The sequence below is a fragment of the Paracoccus sp. (in: a-proteobacteria) genome, from assembly GCF_030538495.1.
GTDB lineage: Bacteria > Pseudomonadota > Alphaproteobacteria > Rhodobacterales > Rhodobacteraceae > Paracoccus.
This window is the reverse complement of sequence record NZ_JAUNTW010000013.1, coordinates 1-12738: the sequence shown is the minus strand read 5'-3', so window position 1 is coordinate 12738 and position 12738 is coordinate 1. Positions and strand designations below refer to the sequence as shown.

Here is a 12738-nt window from a genome sequence, read left to right as displayed (position 1 = left end):
GTGCCGCCGCAGATGGAGTGAACGGCAGTCCTATGGCGAATATCGCGTTTCTTTTGCTGACCCACAAAGACCCCGACGGCGTGATCGCGCAGGTCGGGCAGCTGACCGCTGCGGGCGATTTTGCCGTGGTGCATTACGATCGCCGCGCGCCTGCGGCCGATTATCAGCGTCTGGTTGACGGATTGGCGGGCAATCCCTCTGCTGTGGTGCTGAACCGGCGGCTGAAATGTGGCTGGGGCGAATGGTCGCTGGTGGATGCCAGCCTGCGGATGCTGCGCCGCGCCGAAGAGGCATTCCCGCAGGCGACGCATTTCTATCTGATGTCGGGCGATTGCCGGCCCATCAAAACCGCCGAATACGCCAAGGGGTTTCTGGACGCCAATGACTGCGACCAGATCGAATCCTTTGACTTCTTTAACAGCGGCTGGATCAAAACCGGCCTGCGCGAAGAGCGGCTGATCTACCGCTATTGGTTCAACGAACGCACGCAGGCGCGGCTGTTTTATGCCAGTTTGGCCGTGCAGCAGCGGCTGGGCCTGACACGGGCGGTGCCGGACAATCTGGCCGTCATGATCGGGTCGCAATGGTGGTGTCTGCGCCGCCAGACCGTTGAATCGGTGCTGGAGCTGATTGATTCCCGGCCCGAGATTCTGGCTTTCTTCCGCACCACCTGGATCCCGGATGAGACGTTTTTTCAAACGCTGGTCGCGCATGTTGTGCCATCCGATCAGATCATGCGGCGCAGCCCGACATTCCTGATGTTCACCGATTACGGGATGCCGGTGAATTTCTATGACGATCATCTGGATTTGCTGATGCGGCAAAGCCATCTGTTCGCCCGCAAAATCAGCCCCGAGGCCAAGCGCCTGCACGCCACCTTAGGAAAAATCTGGCCGGAAACGGGGCAGAGCTTTAGCGTCACCGATGACGGCGTGCGGATGTTTCATTACCTGACCGGGCGGGGGCGGGTCGGGGGCCGTTACGCTCCGCGCATCTGGCAGGCGGGAACCAGTGCGGGCCGCAACCGCGTGGTGCATCTGATCGTGGCAAAAAAATGGCATGTCGCCAAACGCCTGACTGCGGCAATTCGCCAGCATACCGATATTCCGGCACTGGATTACATCTTTAACGAAGATCACGCGGGCCTGCCCGATCTGGGCGGCATCGGATCCAGCGTGGTGAAACGCGAACGCCATCGTAAGGCGCTGTTGGGGCTGTTGTTTGAACATTACGACCGGCGGCATCTGGTGCTGTGCGTGGATCCTTCGGCGTTGTCTCTGATCCGGGATTTTGTCGATGACCGGTCAGAGACGCGGATTTTGTTCGTCGATACGCCGTTCACCGACGACTATATTCTGGGCCATATGCAGCGTATTGGCCTGATCGCGGATGCCACGCCCGATAATGTGGTGCAGAGCCTGCTGCCCGTCATGCGCGCGCAATTGCAGGCCGAGGCTGAATCGCTGCACGATCAGGGCTTTCAGCATTTCGCCACCCTTGGCGACGATAACCACGGCGCAAATCAGCGCGCGATTGCGCAGTTTCTGGATGTATCCGACGAACAGGCGGGCCATATTGCGAACACGCCGCATCTGTTTGCCGATTAAAAGGAACCGACCATGCCCCTGACCTATGACGACAGCAACATCTTTGCCCGCATCCTGCGCGGCGAAATTCCCTGCGACCGGGTGGCGGAAAACGATCACGCCCTGGCGTTTCGCGACATCGCGCCCAAACGCCCGGTGCATGTGCTGGTGATCCCCAAGGGCGCTTATGTCAGCTTTGACGATTTCGCGGCCAATGCGTCTGCGGATGAGGTGACGGGGTTCATGCGTCTGTGCGCGCAGGTCTGCGCGGAAACGGGCGTCGGTCTGGCGGATGGCGGGCAGGGGTTCCGCGCGATCACCAATGCTGGCGAACATGGCGTGCAAGAGGTGCCGCATTTCCACCTGCATATCTTGGGCGGGCAGGTCGTGGGGCCGATGCTGTCGCGGTAACGGGGTTTTCGGCGGGAAAAAGGTCCACTGGACCTTTTTCTGAACCGCCTCACCCCGGGATATTTATGCACAGAAGATAAAGCGTGCGCTTAGCGCCGGGTCAGTTCGACGAACACGTCCTCTAGGTCCGGTTGTTCGCTGGCCACGTCCAGCATCGGCACATTCCCGCCCCGCAGCGCGTCGATGATCTGGTCGGCCCGGATGCGCGACGGGGGATAGCTGACGGCCAGCCGCCCATCCGCGCGCCAATCTGCTGTGACTCCGCTGGGCAGGACGGGCAGATCGCAGCGTCCGCCCGTATCCACCACCAGCGTTTTGCCATCGGTCCGGTGCAGCAGCGATTCGGTCGTGTCGCGCACCAAGAGGTTGCCCCGGTCGATAATCGCGATTTCGTCGCACATATCCTGAGCTTCTTCCAGATAATGCGTGGTCAGAATGATGGTCATGCCCTGTTCATTCAGCCGCCGCACATTCGCCCACAGCATGTTGCGCAGCGTAATATCGACCCCCGCCGTCGGTTCGTCCAGCACCAGAATCTGCGGGCGATGCACCAAGGCTTTGGCCAACAGCAGCCGCCGCTTCATCCCGCCCGACAGGCTGCGGGCATAGGCATTGGCCTGTTCGGTCAGGCCGACCAGCTCCAGCAACTCATCCGTCCAGCGTTCGGGCTTTGGCACGCCATACAGCCCTGCCTGCACATTCAAACTGGCCCGCGGGGTAAAGAACGGGTCCATGTTCAGTTCCTGCGGCATCACCCCGATGGCCGCGCGCGATTGGCGCGGGTTCACATCCTGATCAAAGCCCCAGATCGTCACCCGCCCGGCGGTTTTGTTCACCAACCCGGCCAGAATATTGATCATCGTCGATTTGCCCGCGCCATTCGGCCCCAGCAGCCCGAAAATGCTGCCCGCGGGGATGGTCAGATCGACGCCCTTCAGCGCCTCTTTCGCGGGGGCGTTGCCTTGGGCGGCATAGGTTTTGCGCAGACCTGATATTTCAATGGCGTTTGGCATGGCGGCGGTCCTGAAATGCTTGCAAGCGCGGGCGGCGCTGCGTTATTGGAGTTAGACCAGATGATGCCAGCCGCCACAAGAAGGCCCGCCATGACGCAAATGACCCCTACCGCCCCCGCGACGCAAACCGTGACCAGCTGGCGCGTGGCCTGTGATGGCGACGACGTGGCCGGCATGGGCCATCCGCGCGTCTGGCTGTCGCTGTCGCGCGACAGTGGACAGGTGGAATGTGGCTATTGCGGCAAACGATTCGTGATCGACCGCGACCACGCGCACGACGATCACTGATCCGGGCGCTGATTCGCCTCTGACCCTCCGTCGCCCTTTCATCTTGGCCCAAATATCCCGGGGGTGAGGCGCGGAACGCGCCGAGGGGGCTGGCCCCCTCACCCGCTCACCGACGCGGCAAAACGCCCTTGCGGTGCGCCATGCGTGATTGCTAACACAGATCATCCATCACGAACCAAGGCCGCACCATGATCTGGGACACCATCATACAGATGCCAAACGCGCATTTGCTGGCCTTTATCACCGGCGGGCTGGTGTTGAACTTTGCCCCCGGTCAGGATGTGTTTTTCGCCAGTGCCTGCGGGATTCAGGGCGGCGTGCGGGCGGGGGCCTTGGCGGGCTTGGGCGTCGGTCTGGGGGTGTTGCTGCATGTGGCACTGGCGACGGCGGGCTTGGGGGCCTTGGTCGCCGCGCATCCCGGCGCGATGACGGTGATCAAATATATCGGCGCGGGCTATCTGTTGTTTCTGGCGTGGAAGTCTTGGACCGCTGGCCCCGTTGATCCGCAGGCGCGGGGCAGCGTGCGGACATGGAACATCCTGCGCCGTGGGTTTTTGTCCAATGCCCTGAACCCCAAGCCCGTTCTGTTTTTTCTGGCGTTTTTGCCGACATTCACCAATCCTGACTGGGGGCCGGTCTGGCAACAGGTGCTGTCGCTGGGCTTGATCTTTGCCTTGACCGGAACGCTGGTGACGATGGGTTATGGCGTTGTGGCCGGATTGGCGGGGCAGGTCATCGGCCCGCGTCTGGGGCTGGTCAACAAAATCGCCGCCGTCATGTTCGCCGGTCTGGCCATCCGTCTGGTGGCGCGGTGAGCGGGTTTGTCTATACCCCCCCGTCCGACGCGCCGGATGTGATCCACGCCGATGATCAGGTGCTGGTCGTGAACAAACAATCCGGCCTGTTGTCCGTGCCGGGGCGGGGGGATGACCGCGCCGATTGCCTGATCGCGCGGCTGCGGGGGGCCTTTCCCACGGTGCTGCTGGTGCATCGGCTGGATTTGGACACCTCGGGGGTGATGGTGTTCGCGCTGACCCCTCATGCGCAGCGCCACCTGTCCCGCCAGTTCGAGGAACGCCAGACCAAAAAGGTGTATATCGCGCGCGTCGCGGGCCGGATGGAACCAGAAACGGGTCGGGTGGATTTGCCGCTGATCGTGGACTGGCCCAACCGGCCCCGGCAAAAGGTGTGCCACGACACGGGCCGTCCGGCGCAAACCGATTGGCGGGTGATGCGCGCCAATGATGACGAAAGCCGCGTGCGCCTGATGCCGATTACCGGGCGCAGCCATCAGTTGCGGGTGCATATGGCGCAAAGCGGGCATCCGATTTTGGGCGATCCGCTGTATGCGACCGGCGCGGCGGCGGATCATCCGCGCCTGATGCTGCACGCCGAAAGCCTGCGTTTCCGCCACCCCGACAGCGGGGTGACGCAGACCTATTCCGCGCCGGTGCCGTTTTAATCGGCCGCGATTCCGTCAGGCCGACCCACCAGAACAAAGCGCAGCTTGCCCGCATCCAGCAGGCGGGCCGCCACGCGGGCCACGTCATCGGCGGTCACGGCCATCACCTGATCGTTGCGGGTGTTGACGTAATCGGCGGGCAGGCCGATCATCTGCATCCCCGACAAAATCCCCGCGATCCGGCGGTTGCCGTCGAACCGCAGCGCGTAATCGCCGGTCAGATAGGTTTGCGCATCGGCCCGTTCCTGTTCAGAGATGCCGTCCGCCATCCGGTCCCATTCGGCGCGGATCAGGTCAACGACCTGCGCGGCGGTCTCGTTTGCGGTCGCTGTGTTGCCCTGCCACATCTGGCCATATTGCGCGTTCGACAGCCCCGTGCCGATGCCATAGGTCAGGCCGCGTTTTTCCCGCACCTCATCCATCAGGCGGGAACTGAAGCCGCCGCCGCCCAGCACATGATCCGCGATCATGGCGGGGAAATAATCGGGGTCCAGAATTGGCAGACCTGCCCCGGCAAAGGAAATCAGCGTTTGCGGGCTGTCCCAGTCGATCACAGTAACGCCGCCGGTCAGGGCCAGCTCGGCCTGTTCGGGCAGGGGCGCGCCGGTTTCGGGCAAATCGCCCAGGATGCGGTCGATCAGCCGGCCCAGATCGTCCGCGTTAATATCGCCCGCCGCACCGATATAGATCCGGTCGCGGGCCAGAACGCGGTCTTTGGCGGTGCGCAGATCATCGACGGTCAGCGCGGCCACGGATTCCGCCGTGCCGTTAATGGATGTGGCATAGGGGTGGTCGCCCCAAGCCTGCCGGGCCATCTCGCGCGCGCCAATGGCGCGGGGGTTGGTCGCGTCGGACCGGATCGCGGCCTGAACCTGCGCGCGCACACGTTCCACGGCGTCGTCATCGAACCGGGGTTCGGTCAGCGCCTGCGCCAGCAAATCGGCGGATGCGTCACGATGTTCGGTCAGGGCGCGAAACCCCACCGACACGGAATCCGCGCCTGCGTCAAAGGTGATCTGCGCGCCCAGATCCTGCATTGCGGTTGCGAATTGGGTGGCGTCGCGGTCGGCGGCGCCTTCGTCCAGCAGCGCGGTCATCAGGGTGATCGCCCCGCGCGCATCCGGGGCGTCCAGACTGGCCCCGCCCGCGAATTGAATATTCACCGCGACAAAGGGGATGCTGTCATCCTGCACCAGCCACGCCCGGATGCCGCCCGGCGACGTGACCTGTTGAATATCAATCGCCCAAACCGGGGCCGCGATCAGCGTGGCGATCAGGGTAAATGTTGCGCGGATCATGGTTGCACCTGTTCGGTTGGGGCGGGCAGCAGCCAGCCGGTGACATGGCCCGTCTGGCCCAGCACATCGCGCGCCGCCGTCATCACATCATCGGCGGTCACATCCGCCAAAATCTGCGGCCAGTCGGCCACGTCCTGCACGGACAGCCCCGTGGTCAGGCCCTGCCCGTAATCATAGGCCCGCCCCCGCGCCGAATCGCGTTCATAGATTTGCGCGGCGCGGATGCGGGTTTTGATCCGTTCCAGATCATCGGCACTGGGACCGGTTTTCAGAAAATCCGCGATCACCTGATCCATGGCGGATTCGGCCTGTTCGGGCGTCACGCCATCAGCAGGGGCCAGCCCCAGCACAAAGGTGGTCGGGTCCAGCGACAGCCCGTCATAGCTGGCCCCCGCGAACAGCGTCGTTCCCGCCAGCGTCAGCCTCTGCCCAAAAACGGATGTCTGCGACGACCCGCCCAGCAATTCCGCCAGCACCGTCAGCGCGGCGGCGGTTTTCTGATCGCCCGCGCGGCGTTCGGGCGCGTGATAGGTGCGCGTCATTTGCGGCTGCGGAACGCGGGGGTCGGTCATCTCCATCCGGCGCGGGCTGCGCTGCGGCGGCTCTTGGGGGCGCAGGCGCGGGGCGGTCTCCGCCGCCGGGATCGGGCCGTAATATTCGGTCGCCAGTTCCCGCGCGCGTTCCGGCGTCACATCGCCCGCAATCACCAGAACGGCGTTGTTCGGGGCATAATGCGCGTCATACCATGCCAAGGCATCATCCCGCGTCAGCGCCGCGATTTCGTCGCGCCAGCCGATGATCGGGCGACCATAGGGGTGGTTGTAATAGGTGGCGGCGTTGCGTTCTTCGGCAAAGAGCGCGCGGGGGTCGCTGTCGATGCGCTGCGCCCGTTCCTCTAACACGACCTGACGTTCGGCCTGCCAATCATCGTCGGAAATGCGCAGATTGGCCATACGGTCCGATTCCATGCGCATGATCAGCGGCAGGCGATCCGATGCAATCCGTTGAAAATAGGCGGTGTAATCCCAACTGGTGAACGCATTATCGCTGCCGCCATTGGCGGTCACGACGCGGGACAATTCGCCGGGGGCCATGTCATCGGTGCCTTTGAACATCAGATGTTCCAGATAATGCGCAATGCCGGATTTACCCGGTGCTTCATCGGCGGCACCGATGCGATACCAGACCATTTGCACCACGACCGGGGCGCGGTGATCGGAAATCACCACGGTTTCCAATCCGTTGGGCAGGGTGAAATGCGTGATGTCATCGGGCAGATCGGCCCAAACCGGCAGGGCGGTCAGCGCGATTGCGGCGGTCAGAAACGGGCGCATGGGGTTCTCCTTTGGGCGGGAAACTGGCCTGCCCGGCGTCCGGGTGCAAGCCACGGTGCCGTTACCGCACGATCAGCCGGGTTCCCGGGGCGGCGCGGGCGGCGATCCAGATCAGATGCGGGCGGGCAAAGGCGATGCAGCCTTCGGTTCCGAAACGCGGGCGGCGCCATTGGTGCAAGAATATCGCGCTGCCCCACCCCGGCACGGCATCGGGCCAGTTCCAGTCGGTCGTCAGGATCACGTCATATAACGGATCGGCGCGGCGCAGGCGTTCATGGCTGGCCGTCATCGGCGCGCGGGCATGGAGGTTATAGGCCGGATGCCCCGGATCGTCGCACCACAGATCCCCCGGCCCGATGGCCCGCGCCCAAGGTGCAGGCGCGGCCAGCCGGTCCGCGCGATACCACAGCCCGGTGATGATATGAGTGCCTGAGGGGGTGGCGTGGTCGCCTTCGCGTTTCGTGGCGGTCACACCGGCCTTGCCGATGCTGCACGGAAAAACGCGGCCCTGAAACCGGACGCCCTGCGGAGTCAGCACCAGATCGCGCGGCGTCACAGCAGATGCCCCGATTTCGCGGCCTTGGTGTCCAGATAGCCCGTATTATGCGGGTTACGCGCCGTCACCAGCGGCACCCGTTCGGTCACAGCGATGCCGTGGCTGGCCAGCATCGCGACCTTACGCGGGTTGTTGGTCATCAGCCGCGCCGCGTCAAAGCCCAGCCGCCGCAGCAGCCCCGCGCCGATGCGGAAATCGCGTTCGTCGTCTTCGAAGCCCAGCCGGTGATTGGCCTCGACCGTGTCAAAGCCCTGATTTTGCAGGTCATAGGCCCGCATTTTATTGGCCAGCCCGATGCCGCGCCCCTCTTGGTTCAGATATAGCAGCACTCCGGCCCCGGCCTGCCCCATGGCGTTCAACGCGGCGTGCAGTTGCGGGCCGCAATCGCATTTCAGGCTGCCCAGAACGTCGCCGGTAAAGCAGGCCGAATGAAGCCGCGCCAGAACGGGGGCGTCGCGTGGGGGGGCTCCGATCTCAACTGCGTAATGTTCCGCGCCGCCATCATCAGGGCGAAAAATGTGCAGCCGCGACCGTTCGGCGGCCGCCAGAGGCAACCGCGCCGCCGCGACCGGGACCAGTGCCGCCGTGGTGGCCAGTTGTGCCAGAACCGGGCCGGGCTCCAGCCGCGTCAGCCCCGGCGCATCACCCGCCACCATCAGCACCGCAGGCAGCAATTGCGCCGATTTCGCCAAGGCAACCGCCGCCCGATGCGCGGTCGTATTGCCGCCCCGCAGTGTTGCCAGCGGTCCTTTCATCGGGGTCATCAGATCACCCGCCGGGTCCGACAACGCCCGCAGCGCCGCCAGATCCGCGTCGTCGGACACCGCGACCCGCGCCAGATCGCCGTCATAGGCGCGCGCCTTTAACGTTTCCGCCCGGCGCGCGGTCAGGACCAGCACCGGCGTCCCCATGGCGCGCATCGCCGCCAGCCGATCCGGCGTCAGCGTTTCAACCGCCGCCGCGATCGAACCGCCGATCACCACCGGCAGACCCATGCGCATATCCCCCCGCGCGCGGGCAATTGTTTCAGCAAGCGTCGGAATCAGGGTCATTTTCGCGCCTTTTTGAAACAATCTGAAACATATCGCCCCGTTCTGACAACTGCGCGTGAGAATGGGCCTAACCCGCTGGCGTCGCCGCCGCAACTGCGCCAGTTTTCCGCCAAGACATAAAGGAGAGCAACATGCCCGGACTGAAAAAAATCCTGCTGGTCGATGACGAAGACGACCTGCGCGAGGCTTTGGCCGAACAACTGGTTGCGACCGATGATTTCGACGTGACCGAGGCCGGCAGCGGCGCCGCCACGGTCGAGGCGGTGAAGAACACTCTGTTCGATCTGGTGATTCTGGATGTGGGCCTGCCCGACACCGACGGGCGCGAATTGTGCAAAAAGCTGCGCAAGCTGAACGTCAAATGCCCCATCGTGATGCTGACCGGCCATGACACCGACGCCGACACCATTCTGGGTCTGGATGCGGGCGCGAATGATTACATCACCAAACCGTTCAAATTCCCGGTTCTGCTGGCCCGCCTGCGCGCTCAGTTCCGCGCGCATGAACAATCCGAGGATGCGATTTTCCAATTGGGGCCGTATACGTTCAAACCCGCGATGAAGCTGCTGGTGGACGCCAAGGACCGCAAAATCCGCCTGACGGAAAAGGAAACCAACATCCTGAAATTCCTGTATCGCGCGCAAGATGGCGTCGTCGCCCGCGATGTGCTGCTGCACGAGGTTTGGGGGTATAACGCCGGTGTCACCACGCACACGCTGGAAACCCACATCTATCGCCTGCGCCAGAAAATCGAACCCGATCCCAGCAATGCCCGCCTGCTGGTGACGGAATCGGGCGGCTATCGTCTGGTTGCGTAACGAAACGGCCCGCCTTTGGCGGGCTGTTTTCGTTTTGGGTCGGGTGTAGGCGGCGTCTGGCGGGCGCAGGCGGTATGTGCTAAGCTCATGAACATGTTAGAGCAAATCGGGCAAAATATCAGGGTGGGATAAGGCGGCGGAATGAATTGGTTTGGTCAGATTTTGTTCGTGGTGATCGGCTATCTGGTGGTCGGATCGCTGATGCAGTGGATCTTTGGCGGGCAATGGTTTCCGCCGTTGTCGCCTTGGAATGAATGAAACAGTGCGTCGCCGGGTAACTTTCCCCGGCCTGTGCGTCACCCCGGACGGCTGAAACGCTGCTGGGTGGCTCAGGACGATTGGTGGCGTCGATCCGGTCCGCCGCGCCCAGCCCGCCAGATCGCACCCCGCCCGCAATGCGGCAACGGCCCAAGGCTGGTATGATTGGGGGTCATTTATCAGATCGCATGACGACCGGCACCATCTTGGCGGGGTCTGCCCCCCGCTGAGCCGAGTGGTTTCGCCGATGTGGCAGGGCTGTTCGCGCGCGGTCTGTTGCGCTTGGCGTAACAAACGCGCCCCCGCCCGCCACACGCAACCCGTGCCATATCCCCCAAACCCCCTTGCCCCGTTGTCGACAATCCGCGACAGAACCCGGCAGAGCGTTCGGGGGGCGATATGGATCTGACGATGGTGGCGGCTTTTTGGGTGGTGTCGCTGGCCTTGGCGATGACGCCGGGGGCGGATTGGGCCTATACCATCAGCGCGGGGTTGCGGGATCGTGCGATTGCGCCGGCGCTGACGGGGATGATGCTGGGCTATACCGTCATCACGCTGGTTGTGGCGGCGGGGGTGGGGGCGGTTGTCGTGCGTCATCCGGCGATTTTGGGCGCGATGACGGTGCTGGGTGCGGGCTATCTGGTGTGGCTGGGTGTGGGCGTGCTGCGCCATCCGCCGCAGGTGCAGGCCGCAGGCGACGCGGGGTCGCCCCGCCAATGGCTGCTGAGGGGCATCTTTATCAGCGGCCTGAATCCCAAAGCGCTGCTGTTGTTTCTGGCTCTGCTGCCGCAATTCACCAATCTGGCGGCGGGCTGGCCGGTGGGGGCGCAAATCGCGGGCCTTGGCGCGTTGCATATGCTGAATTGCACGCTGGTGTATCTGGCCGTGGGGATCAGCGCGCGCGCGGTCCTGCGCAGCCGCCCCATTGCTGCGCGCCGCGTCAGTCAGGCGTCGGGCATCGCGATGATCGTGATTGCGGGGGTGGTGCTGGCCGATCTGGTGATGTGATGTTCGGCGGCGTGATTTTTTTCACCGTCCCCGGAACCACCCCGCCGCGCCCGCGTTAACCATCCGAAGCCCAGTGGTCGGTGGACGCGGCCACATCCCTCCCTCCTCTCTGATAGCCCCCGGCGTTTTCCCGCGCCGGGGGTTTTCCGTTCAGCCCCGGCCCGTTACCCCCGCCCGTGGGGTTCGGACCAGTCCAGCACCGGGCCGATTGGCACGATGCGATGCGGGTTCACCGTGTCGTGGCTGTAATAATAATGCCGGGTGATGTGGGACCAGTGGATCGTGTCGGCGACGCCGGGCGTCTGATACACATCCCGCGCCCATGCCCACAGATTCGGGTAATCCACGATCCGCGCGCGGTTGCATTTGAAATGCGTGTGATACACTGCGTCAAAGCGCAAAATCGTGGTGAACAGGCGAATATCGGCCTCGGTCAGCTGATCGCCGGTCAGGTAACGGTGGCGGGACAGGATCCCCTCGATCCAGTCCAGACTGTCGAACAGCGGATGTATGGCCTTATCATAGGCCGCCTGAGTCGTCGCAAAGCCTGCTTTATACACGCCGTTATTTACGGTGTCATAAATGCGGTCGTTCAGCGCGTTGATCGCATCGCGCAGCGGTTCGGGGTAAAAATCCCGGTCATTTCCGGTCAGCCCGTCAAAGGCCGAATTGAACATGCGGATAATGTCGGCGCTTTCGTTTGATACGATGGTGTCGCGGGTTTTGTCCCACAGGATCGGCACCGTCACGCGCCCCGACGCATCGGGTTTGGCCCGCAGATAGACCTGACGCAGAAAATCATAGCCGAACAGATCATCCCCCGTCGCGCCGTCATCATCGCGTTTGAACGTCCAGCCATCGTCCAGCATGTCGGGATGCACGGCGGACATGGTGATGTGGTCGGTCAACCCCTTGAGCGCGCGAAAGATCAGCGTGCGATGCGCCCAAGGGCAGGCATGGCTGACATACAGATGGTAACGCCCGCTTTCGGCGGGAAAACCGTCATCGCCGGATGGTCCCGCCGCGCCGTCCGGCGTCACCCAATTGCGGAATTTCGACGTGTCGCGGACAAATTCGCCATCCGCCGCGTCGGTGTCATACCATTCATTGCGCCATTCGCCGTTGACCAATTGACCCATGTTTTCCGTCCTTTGATGGTTTTTCTGACCCTAACCTGATCTTAGGCGCGGCACGCTCACGAATCCGTGATTGAATAAAAGTTAAGCCCCTGCGTAGCCCCAATACGATCAGCAAGATCGTGACAAAGGGGAATGAACATGCTTAAGACACTGGGAATTGCCGCTGTGATGGCAATGGTGGCGGGCGGCGCTATGGCGCAGTCGGCTGAAAAACAAATCCGGTCGCAACTGCGCGATCAGGGGTTCCGCAACGTCCAGATCGACCGCGATGACGGCAAGATCAAGGTCGAGGCACGTCGCGGCAACCAGCGGGTTGAGCTGTCCTTTGACGCCAAAACCGGGCGTCTGGTGGATCAGCGCAGCACGAACGACCGCCGCAGCCGGTCGGATTCGAACAGCTCATCGAACTCCAGCTCGAACAGTTCGTCGAACAGCTCGTCGAACTCCAGCACCAACAGTGAGTACTTCTGCTCTTCGAACTCCAGCTCGCACAGCTCGACGAACAGCTCATCGCA

Annotated in this window: 14 protein-coding genes; 8 read left to right on the top strand and 6 right to left on the bottom strand. The window is 63.2% G+C overall.

All coding sequences use genetic code 11. The features are described 5' to 3' along the window. Positions 1-32 precede the first annotated feature (32 nt). On the top strand, positions 33-1607 hold the full coding sequence (locus Q4G20_RS11965; RefSeq protein ID WP_303343689.1) for a DUF5928 domain-containing protein: 1575 nt from the start codon (positions 33-35) through the stop codon (positions 1605-1607). Positions 1608-1619: 12 nt separating this feature from the next. Continuing rightward, a complete protein-coding gene (locus Q4G20_RS11960; RefSeq protein WP_303343688.1) occupies positions 1620-1997 on the top strand; it encodes an HIT domain-containing protein in 378 nt (125 codons plus the stop codon). A gap of 89 nt (positions 1998-2086) precedes the next feature. On the opposite strand, the gene Q4G20_RS11955 is transcribed toward Q4G20_RS11960, so the two are convergent. Further along, entirely contained in the window at positions 2087-3010 is a 924-nt protein-coding gene (locus Q4G20_RS11955; RefSeq protein WP_303343687.1) for an ABC transporter ATP-binding protein, read from the bottom strand. A 99-nt stretch (positions 3011-3109) separates the two neighbouring features. On the opposite strand from Q4G20_RS11955, the gene Q4G20_RS11950 reads away from it, so the two are divergent. From Q4G20_RS11950 to Q4G20_RS11940, 3 genes are all read left to right on the top strand, one after another. Further along, positions 3110-3298 carry a zinc-finger domain-containing protein gene (locus Q4G20_RS11950; protein WP_303343742.1) on the top strand — a complete coding sequence of 63 codons (189 nt, stop codon included), beginning with the start codon at positions 3110-3112 and terminating at the stop codon, positions 3296-3298. Between the two features lie 188 nt (positions 3299-3486). After that, positions 3487-4113, top strand: coding sequence for a LysE family translocator (locus Q4G20_RS11945; RefSeq protein WP_303343686.1), 627 nt, complete (start codon positions 3487-3489; stop codon positions 4111-4113). Then, positions 4110-4760, top strand: a complete 651-nt coding sequence (locus tag Q4G20_RS11940; protein ID WP_303343685.1) for a pseudouridine synthase — start codon at positions 4110-4112, stop codon at positions 4758-4760. Before Q4G20_RS11945 ends, Q4G20_RS11940 begins: the two co-directional genes overlap by 4 nt. Here Q4G20_RS11940 and Q4G20_RS11935 read toward each other — a convergent pair. From Q4G20_RS11935 to ribA, 4 genes are all read right to left on the bottom strand, one after another. Then, complete coding sequence (locus Q4G20_RS11935) at positions 4757-6058, bottom strand: pitrilysin family protein (RefSeq protein ID WP_303343684.1); 1302 nt, start codon at positions 6056-6058, stop codon at positions 4757-4759. The two genes, Q4G20_RS11940 and Q4G20_RS11935, sit on opposite strands and share 4 nt — an antisense overlap. Next, the gene (locus Q4G20_RS11930) at positions 6055-7392 is read right to left on the bottom strand and encodes a pitrilysin family protein (RefSeq protein WP_303343683.1); all 1338 of its coding nucleotides are present in this window, start codon (positions 7390-7392) and stop codon (positions 6055-6057) included. The genes Q4G20_RS11935 and Q4G20_RS11930 overlap by 4 nt, the downstream gene beginning before the upstream one ends. A gap of 61 nt (positions 7393-7453) precedes the next feature. Further along, positions 7454-7948 (bottom strand): L,D-transpeptidase, encoded by a 495-nt coding sequence (locus tag Q4G20_RS11925; protein WP_303343682.1) that lies wholly within the window; start codon positions 7946-7948, stop codon positions 7454-7456. Then, positions 7945-9000, bottom strand: a complete 1056-nt coding sequence (ribA, locus tag Q4G20_RS11920) for a GTP cyclohydrolase II (protein ID WP_303343681.1) — start codon at positions 8998-9000, stop codon at positions 7945-7947. The genes Q4G20_RS11925 and ribA overlap by 4 nt, the downstream gene beginning before the upstream one ends. Positions 9001-9131: 131 nt before the next feature. Between ribA and Q4G20_RS11915 the strand changes: the two genes are divergently transcribed. Next, positions 9132-9818 (top strand): response regulator transcription factor, encoded by a 687-nt coding sequence (locus Q4G20_RS11915; protein ID WP_303343680.1) that lies wholly within the window; start codon positions 9132-9134, stop codon positions 9816-9818. 657 nt (positions 9819-10475) lie between these two features. Further along, on the top strand, positions 10476-11084 hold the full coding sequence (locus Q4G20_RS11910; RefSeq protein WP_303343679.1) for a LysE family translocator: 609 nt from the start codon (positions 10476-10478) through the stop codon (positions 11082-11084). Between the two features lie 164 nt (positions 11085-11248). On the opposite strand, the gene Q4G20_RS11905 is transcribed toward Q4G20_RS11910, so the two are convergent. Beyond that, on the bottom strand, positions 11249-12223 hold the full coding sequence (locus Q4G20_RS11905) for a glutathione S-transferase family protein (RefSeq protein WP_303343678.1): 975 nt from the start codon (positions 12221-12223) through the stop codon (positions 11249-11251). Positions 12224-12361: 138 nt separating this feature from the next. Between Q4G20_RS11905 and Q4G20_RS11900 the strand changes: the two genes are divergently transcribed. Then, positions 12362-12738, top strand: a 377-nt coding sequence (locus tag Q4G20_RS11900; protein WP_303343677.1) for a PepSY domain-containing protein, incomplete at its 3' end; no start/stop codon positions are given.